We start from the raw sequence: 25,679 nt of genomic DNA, 5'->3' as shown, positions 1-25,679 counted from the left end.
GCGCAACGGCGGCTATGGAACCCGCGGCGATCCCGGGCGTGCCCGAGTGGGTCCCCGAGGTGCTGTCTGAGCGCGGCGTCGAGGAGTTGTACCCACCCCAGGCCGCCGCGGTCGAGGCCGGCGTCACACAATCGGAGAACCTGGTCGCGAGCGTGCCGACCGCCAGCGGGAAGACGCTGATCGCGGAACTCGCGATCACGTCCCGCCTGGCCGACGGCACCGCACTGTATATCGTCCCCTTGCGCGCGCTCGCGAGCGAGAAACGCGATACGTTTGCCGATCTGGAAGCGTACGGTATCGACGTCGGCGTGGCCACCGGGCGCTACGAAGAGTCGGGGGCGTGGCTCGCGGACTGCGATCTCGTCGTCGCGACTTCGGAGAAGGTGGACTCGCTGGTGCGCAACGATGCGCCCTGGATCGACGACCTCTCGGTCGTCGTCGCGGACGAGGTGCATCTGGTCGACGACGGGAATCGTGGCCCCACGCTGGAGGTCACACTCGCGAAGCTCAGACAGCGCAATCCCGACCTCCAGACGGTCGCGCTCTCGGCGACGATCGGGAACGCGGGCGAACTCGCCGACTGGCTCGACGCCGCACTCGTCGATTCCGAGTGGCGGCCCATCGAGTTGCAGATGGGCGTCCACTACGGCCAGTCGGTTCACGTCGAGGACGGCAGCCAACGCGAGTTGGCGGTCGAATCCGGCGAGAACCAGACTGCTGCGATCGTCCGGGAGACCATCCGGGAAGACGGCTCGACCCTGGTCTTCGTCAACTCCAGGCGCAACGCCGAGGCCGCCGCGCGGCGTCTCGCCGGGACGACCGGGTCGGAACTCGCTCCCGGCGAGCGCGACCGCCTCGAAACGCTCGCTCAGGAGGTCCGCCAGGTCAGCGACACCGACACCAGCGCGGACCTGGCCGACGCGCTCGAAGACGGCGCGGCGTTTCATCACGCAGGCCTGGCGAGCGAACACCGCGCGATCGTCGAAGACGCCTTTCGCGAGCGACTCTGCAAGGCCGTCGTCGCGACGCCGACGCTCGCCGCGGGCGTGAACACTCCCGCGCGGCGGGTCGTCGTGCGGGACTGGCAACGCTACGACGGCACCGCGGGCGGGATGGTCCCACTCTCGGTGCTCGAAGTCCACCAGATGTGTGGCCGGGCGGGCCGACCCGGGCTGGATCCCTACGGCGAAGCACTCCTTCTCGCTTCGGGCCACGAGGAACTCGAAGAGCTGTTCGATCGGTACGTCTGGGCCGATCCCGAACCCGTCCGATCGAAACTCGCCGCCGAGCCAGCGCTCCGGATGCACGTGCTCGCGACCGTGGCCTCGGGCTTTGCGAACAGTCGGGCGACACTGTTGGACTTTCTGGATCGGACGCTGTATGCCACTCAGACCCCCGATCGCGCCCAGATCGAACGCGTGACCGACGACGTGATCGCGTATCTCGAGCGCCAGGACTTTCTCGACCGGTCGGACGGCCTCGCGGCGACCGGCCTGGGCCACACCGTCTCGCGACTCTATGTCGATCCGATGAGCGCGGCGGTCGTCCTCGACGGCCTGCGCGCGGCCGACGGCGAGCCCTCCGCACTCGGCCTCTATCACCTCGTCGCGCGCACGCCCGATATGTACGAACTCTACCTCCGATCGGGCGAGGACGAGACCTACACCGAGGAACTCTACGAGCGCGAGGCCGAACTCCTGGGGCCGACACCCAGCGAGTTCGGTGATCAGTTCGAGGACTGGCTGTCCGCACTCAAGACCGCGCGCCTGCTCGAAGACTGGGCCGAGGAGTGCGAGGAATCGGAGATTACCGACCGGTACGACGTCGGGCCCGGCGATCTGCGGGGCAAAGTCGAGACTTCGGAGTGGCTGCTCGGCGCGGCCGAATCGCTCGCGACCGAGGCCGGTCTGGACTGCGGGCCCGCGATCGCTCGCGCTCGCCAGCGCGTTGCCGACGGGGTCGGCGCGGAACTGCTCGATCTCGTGGGGATCAGTGAGGTCGGCCGGAAACGCGCGCGTCGCCTCCACGACGCCGGTCTCGAATCGCCCGCAGACGTCCGTGAGGCCGATCCGGGGGTCGTCCTCGGCGCGCTGGAGGGGCGTCGCCTGACGACCGAGACGATCCTCGAAAACGCCGGCCACCCCGACCCCGATCTGTCCGAGGTGGAACCCGTCACGCCCGACGGCGAGGCCATCGAATCGAGCGATTCGGGGGCCGAGACGTCCGCCGGGGCGGCCAGCGACGATCGAGACACGAGCGAGGATCAGGCCAGTCTGGGTGAGTTCTGATGGCGATCGTCACCGGCCGCTTCGACGGGCATCGTGACCGGGCGCTCGATTCGATCGCGGCGATCGACGACGCCCACGACGGCCCGGTACAGGCCATCGACGCCCGGTATCTCGTCGGGCGCGAGCACCTTACGCGCGCGGTCGAACTGGCCGAGCGCGAGCGCGCGGCCGGTGACGCGATCGCGCGCGATCCCGCGGTTGAGATCCTGCTGTACGCCGCCGGGCGTCGCCAGATCGATCGCGCCCTGGAGATGGGGCTGGACAGCGAGGCCCACGACGTCGCGGTCGTCGCCCCCGAGGCGGCGATCGAGACGCTTCGGGCGGCCGACTGGCTCGATCCCGGTCCCGTCTTCGAGGCGATCGATCGCGAGCGCGTACGCTCGTATTTCGAGATTTCGGATAGCGAACTCGCGGCGACCCGCGGTGACCTCACGGATCTCGTACTCGAACGGGTGGCGCTGCTCGTCGTCGATCGGTAACCGGAGAACGCTACTCCATCAGGACGACCGACTCGCCGTCGGCGTAGACCGATCCGTCACCGTGGACGGTGACCGACAGGCGGAACTGGTCGGCGCCGAGGTCCTCGACGATCTCACAGTCGGCGGCGATCCGCTCACCGATCGGGACGGGCGCCTGGTAGGCGAGATCCATCGAGAGCGGGACCGTCTGGCCCGGCAAGCGTGAGAGCGCGGCGCCGGCGATGCCGTCGAGCATCGGCCCCTGGATCAGGCGTTCGCCGTCGATCTCGGTGGCTTCGATCGGCGTCCGATCGCCCGTCGAGATGGCGTACCGTTCGAGATCGCGGCGTTCGAGGGGTTTCGAGACTGTGACCCGATCCCCGACCGAGAGCGGGGCGCTCTCGACGGAGCGGTCGATCGACCATTCGGATCGGTCGGGGTCATCGGCGCGACGCTCGCTCTGATCGACGCCCATCGCGACGAAAGCGGCCCTGTTGGCCGCCATCACGCTGTCGACGACCTGGGCGGAGGTGGCCGCCCAGGACTCCAGCGCCGTGTTCCGACCGGACTCACAGGGCATACTACACGTAAATACTGCGTCCAGTTAGTAAAACGTACGGGTCGGCCAACTGCGCGTCGAATTTCCAACGTGTTCGCGTGGTTGACGGGCACTTCGACCGACTCGGGCCTCGCTTCGACGACCGCCTCGGGTTTCGACCCGCTCTGGCCGATCGGCCACCATTTTTCGCCGTCGTGGGTATGTATTGGCCGGCCCGAACCGGATCCCGGAGAACTGACGCCGACCGATACCATCTGATGGTACTGAGTGGTAAATGAGGGCAATCTTTAAGTACCCCTGGCGTATATGTTAGGTTGAACCGATGACCGAGGAGACAGACGGGTTGGACATGATGTGGCCGCCGGCGATGTGGCAAGAGATGCAGTCAGCCAGCGAGCAGGCGCTGACTCAGCAGCAGAAGCTCATGAAGCAGATGCTTGGCGGCGGCGCGGGCATGGACATGAACCAGCTCGGCGCGATGAGCCAGCTGGCGACGTTCAAGACTCGCGTGCAGAGCGGTGGCCGGATCTCGATTCCGGACGCCGAACGCGAGGCCCTCGACATCGACGAGGGCGACATCGTCCAGGCCGTCGTCCTCCCGGTCACCCGTTCAGGTAATAACGATGACTAACGCATACACCACCCCCATCACGACCGCCTTCGAAATGCAGCGCGCGTCCATCAAACAGAGTCAGCAGGCCGTCCAGCAGAGCATCGACTTCCAGCAGAGCATGAGCGATGCCATCGTCGACAGCCTCGACTCCACCGAATCCGCCCAGCAGCGCGGTGTCGAGATGAGCCAGACGCTCGTCCACAGCTACCTGGACGCCGTCGAGTCCTCGATGCCCGGCTCCTCGGCCGCCGTCGAGGAACTCCGCTCGGCACTCGACGAGCAGGTCGAGTTCCTGATCGAGAACCACTCCGAGAGCTTCGACACGTTCGAAGACGAGTGGGCCGAGGGCACGCAGGCGTTCGACGACCTCAGCGGTGACTGGGTCAGCGCCATCGACGATCAGGTCGACCTCCTGATCGAGGCCCACGAGGAAGTCGAAGACCAGTCCGTCGAGGCCGTCGAGGAGATGTCCTCACAGGTCGAGAACCTCCAGGACCAGCTCGAAGAAGTCCAGGAGCAGGTCAAGGAAGTGCAGGAAGAGGCCGTCGACGTTGTCGAAGAGTAGCGACCCGAACCGATAGTATTTTTTGAACATGCGACGCGCTCCCAAACGATGAGCGATACGAACACTACCACCGACGCGCAGGAGGAATGGGCGGATATGATGGACGACGTCAACGATGCGGTGGCAGACTCCATCGAACAGAACATGGCGGCACAGGCCACGTTCATGGAGTCGTGGGCCGATGCCGTCGAGGACTCGGTCCCCGAGGACGAGGACCTCTCGGAGGGGATCGACGGGTACAATCGGGCGTACGAGGTGTGGATGGACGCCGCCGAGCGGATGTTCGAGCGGTCGGCCGACGCCAGTCAGGGTGAGGACGTCGACCCCAGCGAGTTTCGTGATATCTGGCTACAGTCGGCCAACGAGGCGTTCAAGGAAGTCATGGGCACCTCGGCCTTTGCCGCGGCCAACGGCCAGTTGATCGAGGCGATGATGGACATGCGCGACGAGGCCGACGCGGTCGGCCAGGACACACTCGCTCAGATGGGTTTCGCGACCCGCGACGACGTCGTCGAGGTCGGAGAACGCCTCGTCGAACTCGAACGTCGCCAGCAGGAACTGTCTGACAAACTCGATCAGATCATCGAGGCCAGCGAGTAGGGTGATCCGTGATGAATGATCCACTATCGGCTTCGATCGACGCCCAGCGCCGGGGGGTCGAAGCGATGACCCAGGCCATCGACGTCGCGGATTCGCTCCCCGAGACCATCGAGACGATGAACAACGTCGACGTCGGCCAGACTCCCAGCGACGTCGTCTACGAGGAGAACAAACTCGAACTCCTGCACTACGACGTCGAGGCCGCCGACATCGACGTCGATCCCGAGGACCAAAGCGACGTCCCGATTCTCGTCGTGTACGCGCTGATCAACCGCCCCTATATCCTGGACCTCCAGCCGAACCGGTCGGTCATCCGCCGCCTCCTGGAGAACGGTCACGACGTCTATTTCATCGAGTGGAACAATCCCTCTCGGCTCGACCAGCATCTCACGCTCGACGACTACGTCAACCGGTATATCGACAACTGCGCGGACGTCGTCCGCGAGGAGTCCGGTCAGGACGCGATCAACGTCCTCGGGTACTGCATGGGCGGGACGATGTCGACGATCTATGCGGCCCTGCACCCCGAGAAAGTGAACGCACTCGGCCTGATGGCCGCCGGCCTCTATTTCGACGACACGGGTGGCGTCCTCGAAAAGTGGGGCGACGATTCCTTTTTCGACGCGCGTCGTATTCACGAATCGTTCGGGAACGTCCCCCAGGAGTTCCTCGACGAGGGCTTCGCGCTGATGGACCCCGTCGACAACTACGTCTCGAAGTACATCCACTTCCTCGACAACCTCGACAACGAGAACTTCGTCGAGAACTTCGCGCGCATGGAGAAGTGGCTCGCAGACGGCGTCGACGTCGCTGGCGCGACCTACGCGCAGTTCCTCGAAGAGATCTATCAGCAGAACAACCTCGCGAACAACGAGTTGTACATCGGCGGCGAGCACGTCGACATCGACAACATCGACATGCCGCTGCTCCAGATCGTCGCCGAATACGACCACCTCGTCCCGCCGAGTGCGTCGAAACCGTTCAACGACCTCGTCGCGAGCGAGGACGTCGAGACCATCGAGTATTCCACCGGGCACGTCGGCCTGGCGGTCTCGCGGTCCTCACACGCCGACGTCTGGCCGGAGGTCTGTGAGTGGTTCGCGGAGCGCTCGCAGATCGACGAAGACGACGAGGAGGCCGCGGACGAGGACGCTGCTGAGGAGGTCGCGGCCGACGAGTCCTCGACCGGGACTGACGAGACGCCGACCGACGATACCGCGACCGAGGACGCGTCAGCGGCCGATCTCACGGCTGACGTCGACCTCTCGACGGAGGCCGCGGAGATCGACGAGGAGGACATCGAGCAGGTCACGGAGGCGACCGCCGAGACGGACGAGGAGATCACGCCCGACACCGACATCGAGACCGTCGATGGCATCGGTCCGACGTACGCGGATCGCCTGCGCGAAGCGGGAATCGACACCGTCGACCACCTCCTGGCCGAAGACCGCGAGACCGTCGCGGAGATCGCGAACGCCTCGGTCGGTCAGGTCGGATCCTGGATCGACCAGATCAACGGCGAGTGACGCATCTCGCGTCGGCAGACGTCACCGCAGTTCGATCGAGCGGACGAAATCGAGGGTTTTCAGTTCTGTCAACATCTCTCCCGGGAGTTGCTCGTCCGTAACGATATAGAGGCGTGGGTGATCGGAGAACTCGGGGTCGTCGCTGACGATCTGCCGGATCGTCAGGTCGTGATCGGCGACCATGTTCGTGACGGTCGCGACGATGCCTTTCGCGTCCGCGTCCGCGACGGTGACGACGAGGACCGACAGTTCGAGAATCGGGGCGAGATCCATCAGACTCGGGATCTGGGAGATGTTCTGAAAGATCTGCCGCAGATCCGGATCGTCGAGGATCGCGTCGGTCGTCGCGTCGACGACCCGCCGGTCGACGTCGACTTCGCGGGCGATCTCGGTGAACGGAATCTCGATCGACCCCGAGACGACCCGCCCCTCGTCGTTGACCGAGAAGCCCCGTTCGAGCAGCAGGCGAATCACCCGCTGCTGACTGGGGCTGTCAGCGAACTTCGCCATGATCTCCGCGAACATAGATCTGCGTTCACGAGCCCTGGGGTTCTGTCTTTGGGTTCGATGGCCGCTCTCTCGGATCGAATTTGATGGACGACCGACCGGTCGGCCAGAACGCCTATTGGACCGGATGGCACTCGTTCACACAGAAACGACGGACCGCCGTCGGAGACTCCACATGACTCTCGAACGACCAGACCGCATCACCGAGACCGAGCGTTCGACGGTGCATGGCCCGGAACTGACTGCCGCACTCGGCATCGACGACACCGAGATCGAGTGGCGGAAAGCGTTCACGCAGTTCAAAGATGCGGACGCCGACCGACTCGCGGACCTCTCGGACGTGCTCGATCCGATCGCTGACGGCCTGGCAGATCGGTTCTACGATCACCTCCAGGAGTTCGACGAATCACTCGCGGTCATGGGTCGCTCCTCGAAGGGCGTCGAGAAACTCAAACAGACTCAGTCGGGCTATCTTCGCGCGCTGACCGAGGGCACCTACGACCAATCGTACTTCGACCAGCGCGCTCGCATCGGCAAACTCCACGACATGCTCGACATGGGCCCGAAGTTCTACCTCGGGGCCTACGTCATCTACTATCAAGGGATCACCCGGGCACTGGCCGATCACACCCGCGAGACGACCGATCGCGACCTCACTGCGGTCGTCGACGACGCGATGGCCGACGGCGACGCCGACCCCGCCGCGGTCGCCGCAGCGGTCGAAGACGCCGTCGACGAGCGCGTCGATCGGGCGCTCGATCAGTTCCGGGAAGACACGCTCTCCGCGTTGAAACTCCTCACGCTCGATCAGGGCGTCGCGATGGACACCTACATCCACACCTACAACGAGCGTCTGGAAGCCGAACTCGAACGTCGGGAGGACCGAACGACCGAGATCGAAACCGCACTCGGGGAGACCCGCGACGCCGCCGACGACCTCGCGAGCAGTGCGACCGAGATCAGCGACCTCTCCGATCGCCAGGCCGAGGGGATGTCCGAGGTGGCGGGCGAGGTCTCGAACATGTCCGCGACGATCGAGGAGATCGCCTCGACGGCCGAGGAGGTCGACTCGCTGAGCGGTGAGGCCGAGCAGCGCGCCCGGGACGGCCGTGACGCCGCCGAGGACGCCATCGCGGTGATGGGGCAAGTCGACGAGTCAGCGACCGAGGTCGCCACGGACGTGAATCGTCTGGCCGACCGCGTCGCAGAGATCGACGAGGTCGTCGACGTGATCAACGACATCGCTGAACAGACCAACATCCTCGCGCTGAACGCCTCGATCGAGGCCGCTCGCGCTGGGGAGGCCGGCGAGGGGTTCGCGGTCGTCGCTGACGAGGTGAAATCGCTCGCTGGCGAGTCACAGGACCACGCCAGCCAGATCGAGTCGATGGTCGAGTCGATTCGCGACGACACCGACCAGACCGTCGCGAGCCTCGAAGAGACGACCGACCGACTCGACCGTGGTCGCGAACAGGTCGAGGCCGCGATGGCCAACCTCGACGATATCGTCGACGCCGTCACCGAGACCTCACAGGGTATCCGCGAGGTCGCAGAGGCCACCGACGATCAGGCCGCCTCGACCGAGGAGGTCGCCTCGATGGTCGACGAACTCCTCGAACAGTCCCAGCAGATCTCTCAGGAGGTCGACCGGATCGCGGCCGCGAACGAACAACAGACCGCGAGCATCGACGAGATTCACCGGTCGGTGCGAGACCTGGCGGTCTCGGCCGACGAAAACATAAACCACTGATCGACCGCCCCGACGGTCCGGGACGACGCTTTCAGCGAGTTTGTCTGATTATCGACGTCTGTGGGCGCTCAACGACCGAATTACCGATCAAGGTGCGATCGATCGACCGATCGCGGGTCGGCCCGAGTGCGCATGATTTATATAGAATCACATTCAATCCTCGGACGACCATGAGCCAGCGAATGCAGGGCCAGCCGATGATCGTGCTCGGTGACGACGCCGAGCGCATGAAAGACGAGGACGCCCAGTCTCACAATATTTCTGCCGCTCGCGCCGTCGCGGAGGCCGTTCGGTCCACACTCGGGCCGAAGGGCATGGACAAGATGCTCGTCAGCTCGCTCGGGGACGTGACGATCACGAACGACGGCGTCACGATCCTCGACGAGATGGACATCGACAATCCGACCGCCGAGATGATCGTCGAGGTTGCCGACACCCAGGAAGAGGAAGCGGGTGACGGCACCACGACGGCGGTCGCACTCGCGGGCGAACTGTTGAAAAACGCCGAGGAGCTTCTCGATCAGGACATCCACCCGACGGCGATCATCAACGGGTTCGATCTCGCGAGCGAGCGCGCCCGCGATGAGATCGACGCCGTCGCGACCGAGATCGATCCCGAGGACACCGAGGTCCTCCGGAACGTCGCTGAAACCTGCATGACCGGCAAGGGCTCGGAGATCGACAAGGAACTGCTGGCCGACCTGGTCGTCAAGGCCGTCGAAAACGTCACCGTCGAGGCCGAGGACGGCTCCTCGGTCGTCGATCTGGAGTACATCGAGGTCCAGACCCACGAGGGCAAGTCCGTCTCGAACTCTCACCTCCTGGAGGGGACGATCATCGACGACGAGCCCGCTCACGAGGACATGCCCACCACCGTCGAGGGCGACGTGCTCGTGCTCAATACGCCCCTGGAAGTCCAGAGTGCGGAGGCCAACACCCAGCTGAACGTCGAGGACCCCAGTCAGCTCCAGAAGTTCGTCGAGCGCGAGGAAGAACAGCTTCGCGCACTCGCAGAGCACGTCATGGACTCCGGTGCCGACGTCGTGCTCTGTCAGAAGGGCATCGACGACCTGATCCAGCACATCTTCGCGAAAAACGGCATCCTCGCCGTCGAGCGCGTCAAGAAATCGAAGATCGAGCTGATGAAGGAAGTGCTCGACGCCCGCATCGTCTCGAACAAAGACGCCATCGACGAGTCGATGCTCGGCTACGGGACGCTGACCTTCGACGCCGAAAACGACTGGTTCGTCGTCGAGAGCGAGAACTCTCACAACGTCACGATCGTGCTCCGCGGGACGACCGAGCACGTCGTCGACGAACTCGAACGCGGCATGATGGACGCGCTGGACATCGTCGGCGCGGCGGTCGCCGACGGCCGCGTCATCGCCGGCGGTGGCGCCGTCGAAGTCGAAGTCGCTCGCCGCATTCGCGACTACGCCGATGGCGTCTCCGGGCGCGAACAGCTGGCCGTCGAGGCGTTCGCGGACGCCCTCGAACTCGTGCCCCGGACGCTCGCCGCGAACGCGGGCTACGACCCGATCGACACGCTGGTCGACCTCCGTGCGGCCCACGAGGACGGCGACGAACACGCCGGGCTGAACGTCTATTCGGGCGACGTGGTCGACACCTTCGAGGCCGGCGTCATCGAGTCCGGATCCGCGAAACGGCACGCCATGTCGAGTGCCGTCGAGGCTGCGAACCTCGTTTTGAAAATCGACGACATCATCACCGCCTCGGGGCTTTCGACCGAGGGCGACGGTGACGAGGGCGGTGCGCCCGGCGGCCCTGGCGGCATGGGTGGCATGGGCGGTATGGGCGGCATGATGTAAGGCCGGTCGACTGACACTCGCGATCTGCGCGCGGATCTGTTCTGTGCGATTTTCAGTCTCGGCGACTCGCCAGCCTCGGCCCCGATGGAAAGCGTTAGTGGGGCCCTGCCAGTAGGCCTCCACAACATGGCCGACGAGATCACCTTCGACCACACTGCGATCGAACCCGCGGCACGCGAGGCCTGGGAGGGGGCCGACGTGTTCCGGGTGCCCGACGACGCCGAGGATCCCATGTACGTGCTCGCGATGTTCCCCTACACCTCGGGGAACATCCACATGGGCCACGTTCGCAACTACTCGATCACCGACACCGTCGCGCGCTTCGAGCGCATGCGCGGCGAAGAAGTCCTCCACCCGATGGGGTGGGACTCCTTTGGGTTGCCCGCCGAGAACGCCGCCGAGAGACGCGACACCGACCCCGAGGAGTGGACGCTGCAGTGCATCGAGGACATGCGCGAGGACATGACCCAGATGGGCTTCGGGTACGACTGGGACCGGGAGGTCCGCACCTGCGATCCCGATTATTACCGGTGGAACCAGTGGCTGTTCACTCGCTTTCGGGAGGAAGGCCTGCTCGAACGCAAGGCCGGCGAGATCAACTGGTGTCCGGACTGTGAGACCGTCCTCGCGGACGAACAGGTCGAAGAGGCGGGCGACGACGAGGTCTGCTGGCGGTGTGAATCGCCGGTCGAGGACCGCGAACTCAATCAGTGGTATCTCCAGATCACCGACTATGCCGACGAACTGCTCGACGCACTCGACGATCTGGACGGGTGGCCCGAGAACGTCTGTGAGATGCAACGCAACTGGATCGGCCGCCAGGAGGGCACGCGGGTCACCCTGGAGGTGCCCGACTATAGCGACGTCACGATCTTCACCACCCGTCTCGATACGATCCACGGCGCAACCTATCTCGCGCTCTCGCCGGGTCACGACCTCGCGCAGACGCTCGCCGCCGAAGACGACGACGTCGCGGAGTACGTCGAACGCGCCGACGGTGCGGACCTCGATGAAACGTCGGGCGTCGCGACCGACGCCGTCGCGATCAACCCCGCGACCGGCGAACAACTCCCGATCTACGTCGCGGACTACGTCCTCGACGACGTGGGCACGGGCGCGCTCTATGCCGTCCCCGCACACGACGACCGCGACCACGCCTTCGCAGAGGCCCACGACCTCCCGATCCGGCAGGTCGTCGAGCCAGCGCCCGACGCAGAGCCCGATCCCGACGCCATCGACGTCCAGGAAGCCGCCTACACCGCTGATGGCGTGCTCGTGAACTCCGGCGACTACGACGGCCTCGACAGCGCGAGTGCCCGCGACCGACTGGTCGAGGACCTCGACGGCGAGTGGGTCACCGAGTACCGCCTGCGCGACTGGCTGATCAGCCGTCAGCGCTACTGGGGCACGCCGATCCCGATCGTCGACTGTCCGGACTGTGGGCACGTCTCGGTGCCCGACGAGGACCTCCCGGTCGAACTACCGGAGTTCGTCCAGACGACGGGCAACCCGCTCGACGAGGCCGACGAATGGCGCGCGACGACGTGTCCGGAGTGTGGCGGCCCGGCCGAGCGCGAGACCGACACGATGGACACCTTCGTCGACTCGTCGTGGTACTTCCTGCGGTACTGCTCGCCCGATCTGGCGGACGCCCCCTTCGACACCGAGCGTGCGAGCGACTGGATGCCCGTCGATCGGTACGTCGGCGGGATCGAACACGCCGTGATGCACCTGCTGTACGCCCGCTTTTTCACGAAGGTGCTCGACGACATCGATCTCCTGGAGGGCGTGCGCGAGCCCTTTGCCGACCTGACCAACCAGGGGATGGTCCTCCTCGACGGTGAGAAGATGTCGAAATCGAAAGGCAACGTCGTCCAGCCCACCGAGATCGTCGAGGAGTACGGCGCGGACACCGCCCGCCTCTTTATCATGAGCGCGGCCCAGCCGGAGAAGGACTTCGACTGGACCGAAGAGGGCGTTCGCTCGGCCAATCGCCTGCTCCAGCGCACCTATCGCCTGGTCCGGGCCCACGAGGACGGTTCGATCGCGACGGGCGATCGCGACGAGATCGACGCCTACGTCGAGCGCGAACTGGACGCGACGATCGCGACCGTCACCGAGGAGTTCGAGGCGTTCCGCTTCAACCACGCCCTCCAGGCCGTTCGCGAGTTGATCGCGCTGATCGATCGGTATCGCGATGCGACCGATCCCGCCGAGGAGACGCTCGACCGGGCGCTCCGGACGATCGTGAAACTGCTCGGGCCCGTCGCGCCCCACATCGCAGAGCACTGCTGGGATCGCCTCGACGGCGAGGACCTGCTCGCGTCCGCGGACTGGCCGACTGCCGACCGACCCGACGACTACGAGATCACGGATCGACTGATCGAGAACACCCGTGCGGACGTGCGGGACATCGTCGACGTCGCCGGCATCGAGGATCCCGAAACCATCCGCCTGGCGATCGCGCCCGACTGGACGTTCGAGGCCCACGCGTTCGCCCGCGAGTTCGACGGATCGGACCCGATGGGCGCGCTGATGGGTCAGGAGTACATGCGCGAACACGGGCAACGGGGGGCCGACGTCGCCCAGGATCTGGCCGCGGAGGTCCAGTCGCTGGCCGAACAGGCCGATCCCGCCCGCGAGCGGACGGCACTCGAACGCGCGGCCTGGCTGATCGAAAGCGAGTTCGACGCGCCCTTGGAGATTCTCGACGCCGACGCGGCGGGCGACTGGGCCACGGATGCGCGCCCCGGGCGGCCGGCGATCGACATCGAGGCGTAGCGTCCGTCGGACGCGGTACTGTCGCCAAAGGCTCGCCAGCAGGACGTCATTTTCCTACTCCTATCCCTCTCGGAGAACCACCCGTTCGACCAGATCGTGGCGCATCGGTTTCGCCGCCTTTCAGAATGCTATTCTCTACGTTTGACACCCTTCCTGGGATTTGGGGGCGTCGCGTCAGTCGGCAACAGTTCCTCGAAGTCGGGTGGATATCTGTTGACTCGTCGCTTCTGTCGCCATCGCATTTCGATATCTGGGTGTCGCCACCCCAACGGAATCTCGACTATACGAGAGGGGACAAACATATATGGGAGTTGAACGCGAACGATAGTGCGAGAGGTCTCCAGTATGTCCGAGTCTCCGCGAGATGGTGTCCAGTCGTGGGCCGAGTCGATGAGCGCCCGCGAACGTATTCGATCGGTCGCGGAGACGCTTCGCGAACCCCGTTCGGTCAACTGGATCAGCGAGCAGGCCGACGCCGCATGGAGCACGACCAGCGACGAACTCCAGGCGCTCGTCGAGCAGGGGCAACTGCGCCGTGTCGAGGGCGGCGAGACGACGCGCTATCGGCCGGACTACACGCGACTGCTCTTCGAGGAAATCCGTACGCTCATCGAGGAGAACACGCGTGAGGAGCTTCGGAACGAACTGGCCACGATCACCGCAGAGATCGAGGAGTGGCAGGCGACCTACGACGTCGAGACGTGGGAGGATCTCGAACAGTCGCTCGCCGACGGCGATCTCGGAAGTGACGAACTCCGCGAGCGGCGCGACGTGATCGCGTTCTGGCGCGAGAACGTGGAGGATCGCCGCCTCATCAAACACGCATTGGAGCTCTATTCGGACGTCACGGCAGCACGCGAGCAGATGAGCGACGTGGCTGACCGCGCCACGAGCTAATTTTTCTGTATACAGCATGATCTTCCTCGCCGGTCGCGATCGATACACACAGCGGACCCTCCTCAGAGACGTTCACGACCGACTGACGAGGGAAGCAGGCTGTGAAAACGTGCGGTATCGACCGTCTCGACGACGACCACGATACGTCATCGCGGATGTCGATCCGGTATCGTTCCTGGGTACCCCTTCCGACGTGGAGAACGCACGACTGGAGATTCGCTTCTGGTACCCGGCCGGGGTCGACCGGGAATACTATCGCATCAACTGGGTCGAACCGGACCGGGACCTAATGGTCGGCTTCCATCAGGACGCCGATCACCCGGACCTCGGGCCCTGTCACATCCAACACGATCACGACGACACACCCGTCGATCGGCACGGTGCAGCCTTCCAGGATGCGCACCCACTGTCCGTCCTCGATGACCGATTGCAGCAGTTCCCGACGGCGATAGAGGCGATTCGCTGGTCGGATGGGACTCCCTCGCTCCCAACCTGGCCAGTCTAGCTCTGATATATTTTTTATAATATCGGCTATTACTGCATCGAAATGGAAAGAAGAGCGTTCGTCGTCAGTGCGACGTGTTTCGTGACGTTCGGTTCTGGATGTTTGGGTGTTGCATCAAATACGTCGACAGATATATACATTGAAAATGAGACGGATGAATTGCAAAAAATCACAATCCAAGTTCAAAAACAATCGAATAATAGTCTATTATTAAGTGAAACAATTAATATTGAACCAAATAGAACGAAAAGATACGATGAGGTCGTTAGTGGGTCTGAAGTCATAGTGGATATCCGGGTAGAAAATGGTTCTGAAAATACGTACGAATGGTATGATGGTACGTCTGATTCGATGTTTCTATATATTGAAATCGAATCCAATTCAATAAGGTTTACAGAGGGAATGGAATGAATCCCCGTCATTTTCGGTACGACGCTAAAACCTCTCCCTTCAGACGGGGATAAAGCGCCGTTCGGTGGAGTACCCGGGGACTGTCTCCACCAACACATTCGAGAAGAGAGGGGTTTCATTTGTGGACGACGGTCTCAAGCATCCAGCGACCGACCTCCACTCGTGCGCGCCTTTCGGATCGCCTACGACGGCCGCCCGTTTTACGGCTTTCAGCGCCAGCCCGACGTGCCGACCGTCTCGGACGCTATTCTCGACGCCGTCGCGGATCTGGACATTGCGGGCGCCGACCACGTTCCCTCTGGCTACGCCGCGGCGGGCCGGACCGATCGGGGGGTCTCTGCGATCGCCCAGACCGTCGCGTTCGAGGCTCCCGAGTGGTGTTCGGCGGCCGCGCTCGACGGCCGCCTGCCCGAGACGGTCCACGCGTGGGCACATAGCGACGCACCCGAAGCCTTTCACGCGACCCACGACGCGACCGAGCGCACGTACCGCTATTACCTGTACGCCCCCGATCGCGACCTGGACCGCGCACAGCGCGCGGCCGACTGGTGTTCGGGCGAGCACGATTTCCACAACCTCACGCCCGACGATCGCGGGACGGTCCGCGACCTCTCGATCGGCGTCGAGCGCGAGGACGATTTTCTGGTCGTCACGGTCGCGAGCGACGGCTTTCCCCGCTCGCTCGTCCGCCGGCTGGTGACGCTACTCGATTCGGTCGCAGCGGGCACGGCCGATCGCGATCGGGTGATGCGCGTCCTCGGGCCCGCCCCGATCGACGGCCCCGAGGGCGTCCCGCCCGCACCACCGGAGGGCCTGGTACTCGCCGAGGTTTGCTATCCCGGTCTCGACTTTCGGATTCGGGAGGACCTCGGGGCCGTCCGCGATGCGATCGCCGAGCGCCACCGCGACCATCGGACGATAGCGCGCGTCCAGCAGTCGATCGGTGAGGCGATCTATCGGTGACTGGCCCTCACTCGAGGCGCTCGACGACGCCACGGGTGCCGTCGACGCGGATCCGCTCGCCCGTCTCGATCGCGTCGGTCCCGCCGGGCACGACGACCGCGGGGATGCCGTACTCGCGGGCGACCATCGACCCGTGGCTCATCCGCCCGCCGACGTCACACACGAGTCCGGCCGCGTTGAGAAACAGTGGCGTCCACCCGGGATCGGTGTGCGGGGCGACGAGTATCTCGCCCGCCGCGAGGTCGGCCGTCTCGGGGTCGGTGACGATCCGGGCGCGGCCCTCGACGACGCCACCGGAGGTCGGGGTGCCCTCGAGCCGATCGGCCTCAGGATCGGCCGGACCGCTCGCTTTGACCATCTCGCCGTCGCTGGTGATCACGCGCGGCGCGCGGAGGTCCTGCCACCGGCGGTACTCCGCCCGACGATCCGCGAGGTCGACGCCGATCGGTTCCCCGTCCAGCGCCGCGAGCAATTCGTCGATCTCGAGCAGCCAGACCTCGTCGCGATCGTCGAGGACGCCCGCATCACCCAGCGCATCGCCCGCCGAGAGGACCTGATCGCGGGTCTCGGCGAGGAGCTTCGAGAGCGCGTACTTCGGGAGCTCTCGCGTGGCGATCGTCGCCCGATAGCGAACGGCGAGCGGGCGGACGAGTCGGCGACGGATCGAACCGAGCAGTCCCTGCCCGGCGACCGATTCGAGGCGGTCGATCGCGTCGTCGGCCTCCCGTTCCAGCCGTCGGATGCGCTCGCGGTGGTCGCCCTCGCTGCCGGTCTCGAGTGAGGCCCGAATCGTCGCCAGCAGTCCTGCGGGATCGTCGCGGTACCGCGGCTGGCTGAAATCGATCTCACCGGCCGCCCGGAATCCGTACCGGTCGAGGACCTCCTCGAACGCCGCGGCGAACGCCTCGCCGCCCGGGCGGTCGCGAACGGTCGCGAGGTCGCACTCCTCGAGGATGGCTCGTTCGACGGCGGGATGGCCGCGAGCCACGTCGGCCGCGTCGCCGAGTTCGAGCATCATCGCAGTCGTGACGTTGTCGCGGAGTCCGCGCTCGAGGGCCTCGAACGCCGCGTCGGCGTCGGGACAGAGGCGCTCGAGGGCCCCACGGTAGAGGTAACTGCTCCAGATCCGGAACGCCTGACCGGGAACCTCGTACGTGAACTCCTCGTAGGCCTCGAGGGCCAATCGAACCCGCTCGCGGTCGGTCTCGCCGGTACGCACGTCCTCGATCAACCGCTCGGCGACGCTGTCGCCCCACTCTCGAGTCCGAGCTGGAAACTCCGCTGGGGAGTCGTCCAACAGGTCGCCGACGACGGTGCCCAGGAATCGGGCGGCGGTCCCGGCGAACCCGACGAGCGTCGAGAGGGTCCTGATCGCTGAGAGCCCACCGAGGACGGAGCCATCGGCGAACTCTTCGCCACGGCGCTCGCGGACGTCGTTCAGCGGCGCGATGGCCTCACGATCGGCCTCCTCGAGGACGCCGAAAAATCTGCCCGCGAGGCGATCGGAGCCCAGCAGTGGCGTCGCGTCCATGTAGACGATACCACCGGCCGGTGTGCAGATCGGACCGGATGGGGAGTACCCGACGCGCCGGGCGTTGTTCTCGATCCCACGTCGCCAGTAGTCCGCCACCAGCGGCGGCATGGCCGCGTCCATCCCCTGCCGGTGGTTGAAACTGTAGTAGACGTGGAGGCCATCGTCGATCCCCTGGGCCGGCACCGGGAACAGCGTCGTGATCGGTCTGGCCTGGAGGATCCACACCGTCCCGTCGGCGACCGCCCATTCGATATCCTGTGGCGACCCGAACAGCGCCTCGATCTCGTCGCCGAACGCCACCAGGGTGCGAACTTCCTCGTCGGTGAGGGTGTGCTCGGTCGGTCCCTCGCGGTCGCCGACGGTGTACTCGATCTGGCCGGTCGTCCGATCCACGCGGATCTCGTCGGTCGCGATCGTGCCCGAGACGACCGCTTCGCCCGACCCCGGAGCGGCATCGATCGCGGCGACCGTCCGCCGACCTGTCGTCGGATCCGCCGTGAACAGCACGCCCGCCGCGTCGGCGTCGACCTGTCGCTGGACGACGACCGCCATCGAGACTGCCGCGTGGGGAACGTCGTTTTCCTCCCGGTAGTGCACCGCGCGATCAGCAAACAGGCTGGCCACACAGTCACGGACGGCATCCGGGACACCGCTCGCTCCGACGTCGAGGATCGTGTCGTACTGGCCGGCGAACGAGGCGTCGGCGCGATCCTCGGCGGTCGCACTCGAGCGGACGGCGTAGGTCGCCCTGGGATCCAGACGCGCCTCGAGTGTCTCCTCGAGACCGTCGGGGAACGGTTGGGCGTCGATACGGTCGCGAATCTCGGCGGCGATCTCGCTCGTCTTGGACGCGGTCGATTCGCCCACCGTATCGCTTCCGCCGTTCGTTTCGCCGCCGTTCGGGTCGGATGTCTCGCCCGCTCGATTTCCGTCGACACCGTCGCGATCGGCCTCGAGGCGATCGATCGCCTCTCGAACGTCGGGGTCGTCCAGCAGGATCCGACTGGCGGCGGCCGTGACACAGATCCCCTCCGGGACGGGCAGGTCGGTCTGCATCCGGGCGAGATTCGCCCCCTTCCCGCCGGTGATCGATCGATCGGTGGCCGAGGGGTCCGAGAGCGCGACGACGTACTGGTCCGTCCGGTCGCCGGTCATTCGTAACGGTATGCCTGTTAACTCAATAACTGTTTGGGTCATGGAGTCATACTGGGTGACCGGATCGATTATACAGTCCCAGTTCGTGATTCGGCTGTGAGCGGATTCAGCGACGAGGACCGCGAGCGCATCAGAACGGAACTGCTCGAAGCGGGTCGACAGCAACTCCTCGATCTCGGCCCCGATCGAACGAGAGTCGTCGACATCACCGAGCCAGTGGGCATCGCGAAGCCGACCTTTTACCAGTTCTTCGATAGCAAGGCCGAGATCTATCTCGAAATCTGTACACGGGAGATCGAGACCTTCACCGACGATCTGGCGGCGGACCTCGCCACGATGGACGATCCACGAGCGGAGTTCGAACAGTTCGTGCGCGCGCGAGTTCGATTTCTGGAGGAGAATCCGTACGTCCATCGGGTTCTGGCCGAGGGCCATCCCCGTGATGTCCTCGGGAGCGTCTCCCAGGACCGGGCCGATCGGGCGCGTGCGGCCGTCGTCGCTGACCTGGTCCCGATCGTCGAGGACATTCAGCGTCGCGCCGAGGGCCCGATCACCGAGATGGATCCCGTGACGGTCTGTCGACTGATGAAGCCGCTGGTCTTGCTGGTCATCGACCAACAGGAACACCCGCGTGATGACTACGAGGAAATCCGCGATCTGTCGATCGAGATGCTCGCGCGCGGTCTCGTCGAAAACGGGTAATCGTCGCGACGCAGTTCGCGCGATCAGTCGCCGGTCGCGGGCGTCTCGCCGCTCTCGTGTTGCTGTTTCGTGTAGGAGAGCTTCCCACCGGCGGCGAGCAGGTCGCGCTCACGCTCGGAGGCGTCGAGCAGTCCGGTCGCCTCCCAGTCACCGTTCACCCGGATCGTGAACTCCTCTTGGCCGCTCTCGACGGCGTCGCGCACGTCGTCGACGATCTCGACGTCGTCGCCCTGATCGATCTGTTCGTAGGTCTCTTCGTCGATCTCCAGGGGGATCAAACCGAAGTTGAACAGGTTGGCCTTGTGGATCCGCGCGAAACTCTGGGCGAGCACGCCCTCGACGCCCAGGTACATCGGACAGAGCGCGGCGTGTTCACGCGAGGAGCCCTGGCCGTAGTTCTCGCCGGCGACGAGGAAGCCGCCGTCCGAGTCGAGCGCGCGGTCGGCGAAGTCTTCGTCCACTCGCGAGAGGGTGAACTCCGAGAGCTTCGGGATGTTCGACCGATACATCAGGATGTCCTGGGTCGCAGGGATGATGTGGTCGGTCGTGATGTTGTCGTCCATCTTCAGCAGTGCGGGCCCCTCCAGGTGGCTGTCGAGGGGGTCTTTGAGCGGGACGTCCGCGATGTTCGGCCCCTTGATGAGCCCGTCGTCGGGGGCCTCCTCGGGCGGGATGAGGTCGGTGTCCGCGCCGTAGTACTCCTCGGGCAACTCGAAGCCCGGGACGTCCAGGCCGATATCGTCGGCCAGGTCGCGCGGGTCGACGATCTCACCGGCGATCGCGGATGCGGCGGCGACCTCGGGGCTACAGAGGTAGACGTTGTCGTCTTCGATGCCCGAGCGGCCCTCGAAGTTCCGGTTGAACGTTCGCAGGCTCACCGAATCGCTCGCGGGCACGTGGCCGATGCCGATGCAGGCCCCACACGTCGATTCCGAGAAGTTGACGCCGGCGGCCATCATCTCGGAGGCCCAGCCCTCGCGGGCGAGCATCTCGGAGGCCTGTTTCGACCCGGGCGCGACGATCATCTCGGTGGTCGGGTCGATGTCGTGGTCTTCGAGCATCTTCGCCGCGGGGAGGATGTCCTCGAACCCACCGTTGGTACACGACCCGATCATGACCTGTTCGACGTCCTCGCCCGCGACCTCGCGGACGGGCACGACGTTGTCGGGCATCGACGGCGTCGCGATCAGCGGTTCGAGCTCAGAGAGATCGACGACGATCTGGTCGGCGTACTCGGCGTCCGGATCGGCCGAGAGCTCCTCGTAGTCCTCGACGCGACCGAGACGGTCGAGGTAGTCTTTCGTGTGCTCGTCGGTGGGGAACAGCGACGTCGTCGCACCGAGTTCGGTCCCCATGTTCGTGATCGTCGTCCGCTCGGGGACGGTCAGGCTCTCGACGCCCGGGCCGGTGTACTCGAAGATCTTGCCGACGCCGCCTTTGACGCTCTCGCGGCGGAGCAACTCCAGGATGACGTCTTTCGCGGTCGCCCAGTCGGGCAGTTCGCCCTCCAGACGGATCTCGACGATCTCGGGCATCTCGATGTAGTACGCGCCGCCGCCCATCGCGACCGAGACGTCGAGTCCGCCCGCGCCGATCGCCAACTCGCCCAGCCCGCCCGGTGTGGGCGTGTGGCTGTCCGACCCGAGCATCGTCGCGCCCGGCCGCGCGAAGTTCTCCTTGTGGACGTTGTGACAGATGCCGTTGCCCGGGCGCGAGAAGTGCGCGCCGAACGTGCCCGCCGCCGACCGCAGGAAGCGGTGGTCGTCGGTGTTCCGGAAGTCGAACTGATAGGTCTGGTGGTCACAGTACTGGGCCGCGAGGTCGGTCTGGACCTCGTCCAGGTCGAGCGCCTCGAACTGGAGCCAGACGAGTGTTCCCGTCGTGTCCTGTGTCAGGACCTGATCGATCTCGATGCCGATCTCCTCTCCGACGTTCAGTTCGCCGTCTACCAGATGGTCGTCGAGAATCTTCTCGGTGAGTGTCTGTCCCATATCGTCGGACAGTCCGCCTCCGACGCCCATAAATCCGTGTGTTTCCGTAGATCGGGGGTGGTATCGAGACGACGGTCCGCTGCTGGCGGTCGATCGGTGGCTTCTGGGCCTCCCGCCTGCGGGCGGAGCGGACCGTCGCTGTCTGGTGATCGAAATCACCCACCTATAAGTGGTCGGTGGCGTTTCCTTCGCACGCATGTCAACGGCAAACCAGTCCAACTGTTCGACAGGAGATCGCCTCTTGGCTTTCCTGATCGACTTCCTACTGCTCGGATTCGTCTCCGCGATCGTGTACCTTCTCTTCTGGGCCATCTCCGCCGTCGTCGGCGGCGTCGTCGGCGTCGCCGCCGTCGGGGCCGGATCGGCAGCAGGCTCCGACGCGGCGTTGGCTGGCGCAAGTATCGTCTCCATCGCCATCCGGGCCATCCTCGGTATCGTCAAGTGGACCGCCATCTTTGGCGTCCTCGGTGGCTACTTCGTCTTCTTACAGCGAGGCGACGGCCAGTCTCTCGGCAAGTCACTCATGGACATCAAGGTCGTGAGTGCCGACGGTGGGGCGGCGACGCGAAATCAGCTGATCAAACGAACGGCCATGCTCGTCGCGCCGTTCCCGCTGGTCTATCTGATGGTCGTCGCTGGCACGATCATTCCGTTCATCGGATTGTTGATCGATCCACTCGCGGGGTTCATCTTGCTCGCCTGGCTGATCGTCGAGGCCGTCGTGCTCGTCGTTCGTGACGGCTCGCGCCTCGGTGATTCGGTCGCCAACACGGCGGTCGTCGACGCCTGAACGGCAGTCGGTCGATTCTCGCTGCCCGCCTCTGAGACGTACCGTCAGCGACGGGCCTGTTCGGAGACGAGCTTGCTCGTCTCCCGATCCCTCGATCGATCGCTACGCACATTCACGAGGACGACAGGACAGGGATTTGAATGAGACCAGTCGAAGCCCGGGAAGCGAGCGTCAGCGAGCGACCCGGACCGTCTGGGCGAGGTTCAAATTTCTGCGAAGGCGCGCAGTCGTTTATCAGCGCCGAACACACGGGGTGCTCGGCAGGGTGAGCGACAGAAAACGCCAGGACAGGGATTTGAACCCTGAATCCCGAAAGGGAACACGCTTTCCAGGCGTGCGCCTTGCCGTTCGGCCATCCTGGCTCGCATTCGTCTCTGCGTCATCGTGCCGTTAAGCGTTTTCGTTCTCGGGTTGCCGTGTCTCCCTGGATCGGGCTGACCGATCGCGAAGACCGGCGATCGTCGCCGGTACCCGTTCCTGAAAGAGTCCGCCACCCGTTGACCGGCTATGGAGACGCGCACACTCGGAGACTCCGGCGTCGAGGTCAGCACGGTCGGGTTCGGTGGCTGGGTCGTCGGCACCGACTGGTGGGGTGACCGATCGCGGGCCGACGCGACGGAGTTGATCGAGACGGCACTGGACGCCGGGATCACGTACTTCGACACCGGCGACGTCTACGGCCACGGCGACAGCGAACGCCTTATCGGTGAGGCGCTGGCCGACCATCGCGACCACGTCACGATCTCGACGAAGGTCGGCTACGATTTCTACAACAACCCGCAAGCGGGCCACGGCGAACTGCCAAAACGGATCGACCCCGACTGGATCGAGACCGCGCTCGACCGCTCGCTCGATCGCCTGGACGTCGAGTACGTCGACCTCCTCATGCTCCACAACGCGAACAGCGACGAGGTGGGCGCGCCCGAACTCGAAGCGCTCGACCGCCTTCAGGAATCGGGGCGCGTCGACGCGGTCGGCTGGGCGCTCGGCCCGTCGATCGGGTGGCTCGCGGAGGCGACCGCAGCGATCGAGGCCGGCGTCGACGCCGTCCAACTCGTCTTCAACCTGTTCGAGCAGGTGCCCGGCCGGCACGCACTGAGTGAGATCGACCGCCTCGACGGGTCGACGAGTCTGATCCCGCGCGTTCCGCACTCATCGGGGCTGCTCAACGAGCAGGTCCGTCCCGAGACCGAACTGGCCGACGACGATCACCGCGCCCACCGCCCCGAGGCGTGGTACGAGGCGGGCTGGCAGAAACTCGACGCGTTGCGATTCCTGGAGGACCCCGATCACGCAGCGGGCACGCGCACGATGGGCCAGGCTGCGATCCAGTGGTTGCTCGCCAACGACGCCGTGGCGACCGTGACCCCCACGTTCCGTTCGGCCGACGACATCGACGAGTGGGCTGGCGCGCCAGACACGCCCGCCCTGTCGGAGGCGGAACTGGATCGGGTCGCGTCGGCCTATCGGGAGAACTTCGGGGTGGGCGACGACGGCATGGCGATCGACGAGTACCGCTCCTCGGTCGGCCGAACGGATCTGGAGGGTGTCGAGCGCCCGCCGATCCGCCCGGAGTCGGCCGACGACTGACGGGTTACGGTGGGTCAGTCCGTCGAAATTGCCCACCGCACGAGTGAACTCTCAGTATCGACCGGTGGCACGTGGTGACCTGAATATCGGTCCGGTCGGTCGCGAGCCGTCCTCTTCCGACGGTCAGATCTGCCCGAACACCGTCAACACGTCCTGCAAGTCGACGGCCCCGTCGCCGTCGAAGTCGTAGGCGTCGGCGTGGTCGGTCACCGCCGGACTGTCGGTGTGCTGGAAGAAGCAGTTCACGTCGGTGAACCCGAGCGTCCCGTCGCCGGTCAGGTCCTCGTGGAGGCCGTCGCCGTCAAGGTCGCTGGGGTGGGCACTGTCGATCGGATCGAGCACGCGCGGCCGTCGGGCGGTCGTTTGGCGGGGATCTCTGCGTTCGTCGCCGTCCAGTTCGCCGGCTGTCACGTGGTCGATGGCCGCCTCGCTACTGGTCTGGATCGTGAGTCGATACGGGATCGGCCGGTATTCGAGCGTACAGTCTTCGGCAGACGGCGTCGCGGTGACGTCCACTCCGAGGTGGCCCTCCCCGACGAGTTCGGTCGCCGCGGAGATCTCGTCACATCTGGAGCTCCCGATCAGCCCCTCGACGATCACCTCGGGGCCGTCGAAAAAGACGCGCGGGTCATCGTCGCGACGTTCGGCGGCGACATCGTCGACGTCTTCTTCCAGCGTCCAGTCGACGATCGGGTCGGGGTCGCTGTCGAGCGTCGCCGTCGCGGTTCGAGTTCCTTCCAGACCGACCTCCTCGACGGTCAACTGGTCGATTCCGGCTGTCTCAGCCAGGTCGAGCCGGAGGGTGTAGTTCGATATAGCCAGATCCTCCGTACAGCCCTGTCCCGGCATGTAGAGCGGTTCGTGAGTTGCGCCCACGGTGACGTCGAGTCTATCGCCGTCGCGCACGATTTCAGTCAGACGGATCGTATTACAGCTACTCGACCCGTAGACGAGCGCGCCCTCGACAAATACCGTCGAGCCGTCCACGGTAATCGTCGGGTCGTCCGTGTAGTCGAACGACCCGTTGTCGAGGGTCAACTCGTAGTCGGTGACTCCGTCCGGGATCGTCAGTCGTGGCGCGCGGTCGAATCGGGTCCGCCCCGGTTCGGAGCGTGTGACGTCAGTGAATCGCTCGTCGACGATCACGGTGTCGACCGGATTGGTCGGTGTCAGATCGATCTTGTAGTGGACACCGTCGTCGCCGGGACACGGCTCCGCGTCGCTTTCGGTCGCCAGATCGAGGACGATTCCGAGTCGATCGCCAGCGATCACCCGCCGCGGAAGGAGTTCGTAACAGTACAGATCGGTCCGCTTGACGAACACGTCGATCGTCACTCGATCGCCGTCGAACGAGACGCTCAGCGACTCGTCGGGTGGCTCACCCGTGGATCGGTTCCAGGTGACGGTGCCGTCTGTGATCCCTTCGGTCCAGACGTCCCACGGGGCACGGTCGACCCACTCCTCGTGGGTGGCCCACTGTGAGGCCGACGCTGCCCCGACCGCGCCGATGCCGACGAGCGCGCCCGTGCCGAGGCCCGCCACGACGCGTCGTCTGGTGTATCGCTGTTCCCGGCCGTCGGATCGCCGTGGGCCCTGAGATGCCATGGATATCGTTCTACAATTCAATAAGATGCACAATAAATATTTCCTCGCACGTCGGTCAGC

General features: G+C 65.1%; 21 protein-coding genes and 1 tRNA gene. 16 read left to right on the top strand and 6 right to left on the bottom strand.

All coding sequences use genetic code 11. From position 1 onward, the window contains the following. Positions 1-14 precede the first annotated feature (14 nt). On the top strand, positions 15-2,288 hold the full coding sequence (locus tag HARCEL1_RS08450) for an ATP-dependent DNA helicase (protein ID WP_108382356.1): 2,274 nt from the start codon (positions 15-17) through the stop codon (positions 2,286-2,288). Next, a complete protein-coding gene (gene cgi121, locus HARCEL1_RS08445) occupies positions 2,288-2,767 on the top strand; it encodes a KEOPS complex subunit Cgi121 (RefSeq protein WP_108382353.1) in 480 nt (159 codons plus the stop codon). The genes HARCEL1_RS08450 and cgi121 overlap by 1 nt, the downstream gene beginning before the upstream one ends. A 10-nt stretch (positions 2,768-2,777) precedes the next feature. On the opposite strand, the gene HARCEL1_RS08440 is transcribed toward cgi121, so the two are convergent. Then, complete coding sequence (locus HARCEL1_RS08440) at positions 2,778-3,326, bottom strand: hotdog family protein (protein WP_108382351.1); 549 nt, start codon at positions 3,324-3,326, stop codon at positions 2,778-2,780. A gap of 301 nt (positions 3,327-3,627) precedes the next feature. Here HARCEL1_RS08440 and HARCEL1_RS08435 point away from each other — a divergent pair, with 301 nt between their 5' ends. From HARCEL1_RS08435 to phaC, 4 genes are read left to right on the top strand one after another with little or no spacing between them, the layout of a single operon-like run. After that, complete coding sequence (locus HARCEL1_RS08435; protein WP_108382349.1) at positions 3,628-3,936, top strand: AbrB/MazE/SpoVT family DNA-binding domain-containing protein; 309 nt, start codon at positions 3,628-3,630, stop codon at positions 3,934-3,936. A gap of 34 nt (positions 3,937-3,970) precedes the next feature. Continuing rightward, on the top strand, positions 3,971-4,483 hold the full coding sequence (locus HARCEL1_RS08430) for a hypothetical protein (RefSeq protein ID WP_233357319.1): 513 nt from the start codon (positions 3,971-3,973) through the stop codon (positions 4,481-4,483). 48 nt (positions 4,484-4,531) lie between these two features. Then, positions 4,532-5,083, top strand: coding sequence for a poly(R)-hydroxyalkanoic acid synthase subunit PhaE (locus HARCEL1_RS08425; protein WP_108382344.1), 552 nt, complete (start codon positions 4,532-4,534; stop codon positions 5,081-5,083). 11 nt (positions 5,084-5,094) lie between these two features. Further along, the gene (gene phaC, locus HARCEL1_RS08420) at positions 5,095-6,609 is read left to right on the top strand and encodes a class III poly(R)-hydroxyalkanoic acid synthase subunit PhaC (protein ID WP_108382342.1); all 1,515 of its coding nucleotides are present in this window, start codon (positions 5,095-5,097) and stop codon (positions 6,607-6,609) included. A 21-nt stretch (positions 6,610-6,630) separates the two neighbouring features. On the opposite strand, the gene HARCEL1_RS08415 is transcribed toward phaC, so the two are convergent. Beyond that, entirely contained in the window at positions 6,631-7,134 is a 504-nt protein-coding gene (locus HARCEL1_RS08415; RefSeq protein WP_108382339.1) for an amino acid-binding protein, read from the bottom strand. Between the two features lie 157 nt (positions 7,135-7,291). Between HARCEL1_RS08415 and HARCEL1_RS08410 the strand changes: the two genes are divergently transcribed. The 7 genes from HARCEL1_RS08410 to truA all read left to right on the top strand — a co-directional run bounded on the left by HARCEL1_RS08410 (position 7,292) and on the right by truA (position 16,252). Beyond that, positions 7,292-8,866 (top strand): globin-coupled sensor protein, encoded by a 1,575-nt coding sequence (locus HARCEL1_RS08410; protein WP_233357318.1) that lies wholly within the window; start codon positions 7,292-7,294, stop codon positions 8,864-8,866. A gap of 170 nt (positions 8,867-9,036) precedes the next feature. Beyond that, entirely contained in the window at positions 9,037-10,695 is a 1,659-nt protein-coding gene (gene thsB / locus HARCEL1_RS08405) for a thermosome subunit beta (RefSeq protein WP_108382335.1), read from the top strand. Between the two features lie 126 nt (positions 10,696-10,821). Then, entirely contained in the window at positions 10,822-13,476 is a 2,655-nt protein-coding gene (gene leuS, locus HARCEL1_RS08400; RefSeq protein WP_108382333.1) for a leucine--tRNA ligase, read from the top strand. Positions 13,477-13,821: 345 nt separating this feature from the next. Further along, positions 13,822-14,373, top strand: coding sequence for a DUF7342 family protein (locus HARCEL1_RS08395; protein WP_108382330.1), 552 nt, complete (start codon positions 13,822-13,824; stop codon positions 14,371-14,373). A gap of 16 nt (positions 14,374-14,389) precedes the next feature. Beyond that, positions 14,390-14,878, top strand: a complete 489-nt coding sequence (locus HARCEL1_RS13955; protein WP_108382328.1) for a DUF6516 family protein — start codon at positions 14,390-14,392, stop codon at positions 14,876-14,878. A gap of 81 nt (positions 14,879-14,959) precedes the next feature. Then, entirely contained in the window at positions 14,960-15,289 is a 330-nt protein-coding gene (locus HARCEL1_RS13350; RefSeq protein ID WP_159077068.1) for a hypothetical protein, read from the top strand. A gap of 162 nt (positions 15,290-15,451) precedes the next feature. Next, on the top strand, positions 15,452-16,252 hold the full coding sequence (gene truA / locus HARCEL1_RS08385) for a tRNA pseudouridine(38-40) synthase TruA (protein WP_108382325.1): 801 nt from the start codon (positions 15,452-15,454) through the stop codon (positions 16,250-16,252). Positions 16,253-16,259: 7 nt separating this feature from the next. Here the strand turns inward: truA and HARCEL1_RS08380 are convergent, their stop codons facing one another. Then, positions 16,260-18,941 (bottom strand): PEP/pyruvate-binding domain-containing protein, encoded by a 2,682-nt coding sequence (locus HARCEL1_RS08380; protein WP_108382323.1) that lies wholly within the window; start codon positions 18,939-18,941, stop codon positions 16,260-16,262. Between the two features lie 96 nt (positions 18,942-19,037). On the opposite strand from HARCEL1_RS08380, the gene HARCEL1_RS08375 reads away from it, so the two are divergent. Beyond that, positions 19,038-19,643: a TetR/AcrR family transcriptional regulator gene (locus HARCEL1_RS08375; protein ID WP_159077067.1), complete on the top strand. Its 606-nt coding sequence runs from the start codon at positions 19,038-19,040 to the stop codon at positions 19,641-19,643. Positions 19,644-19,666: 23 nt separating this feature from the next. Here HARCEL1_RS08375 and HARCEL1_RS08370 read toward each other — a convergent pair whose 3' ends face one another. Beyond that, positions 19,667-21,634, bottom strand: a complete 1,968-nt coding sequence (locus tag HARCEL1_RS08370; RefSeq protein WP_108382317.1) for an aconitate hydratase — start codon at positions 21,632-21,634, stop codon at positions 19,667-19,669. Between the two features lie 196 nt (positions 21,635-21,830). Here HARCEL1_RS08370 and HARCEL1_RS08365 point away from each other — a divergent pair, with 196 nt between their 5' ends. Then, positions 21,831-22,424: an RDD family protein gene (locus HARCEL1_RS08365; RefSeq protein ID WP_108382314.1), complete on the top strand. Its 594-nt coding sequence runs from the start codon at positions 21,831-21,833 to the stop codon at positions 22,422-22,424. Positions 22,425-22,704: 280 nt separating this feature from the next. On the opposite strand, the gene HARCEL1_RS08360 is transcribed toward HARCEL1_RS08365, so the two are convergent. Then, positions 22,705-22,786: transfer RNA gene (locus tag HARCEL1_RS08360), tRNA-Ser, on the bottom strand. A gap of 145 nt (positions 22,787-22,931) precedes the next feature. Here HARCEL1_RS08360 and HARCEL1_RS08355 point away from each other — a divergent pair. Further along, complete coding sequence (locus HARCEL1_RS08355; RefSeq protein WP_108382312.1) at positions 22,932-24,014, top strand: aldo/keto reductase; 1,083 nt, start codon at positions 22,932-22,934, stop codon at positions 24,012-24,014. A gap of 123 nt (positions 24,015-24,137) precedes the next feature. On the opposite strand, the gene HARCEL1_RS08350 is transcribed toward HARCEL1_RS08355, so the two are convergent. Next, positions 24,138-25,619, bottom strand: a complete 1,482-nt coding sequence (locus HARCEL1_RS08350) for a hypothetical protein (RefSeq protein ID WP_108382309.1) — start codon at positions 25,617-25,619, stop codon at positions 24,138-24,140. Positions 25,620-25,679: the final 60 nt, after the last annotated feature.

It is taken from the genome of Halococcoides cellulosivorans, assembly GCF_003058365.1.
In the GTDB taxonomy this organism is placed as follows: domain Archaea; phylum Halobacteriota; class Halobacteria; order Halobacteriales; family Haloarculaceae; genus Halococcoides; species Halococcoides cellulosivorans.
Note: the sequence above shows the minus strand (reverse complement) of the source record. Positions and strands in the feature narration are given on the sequence as shown.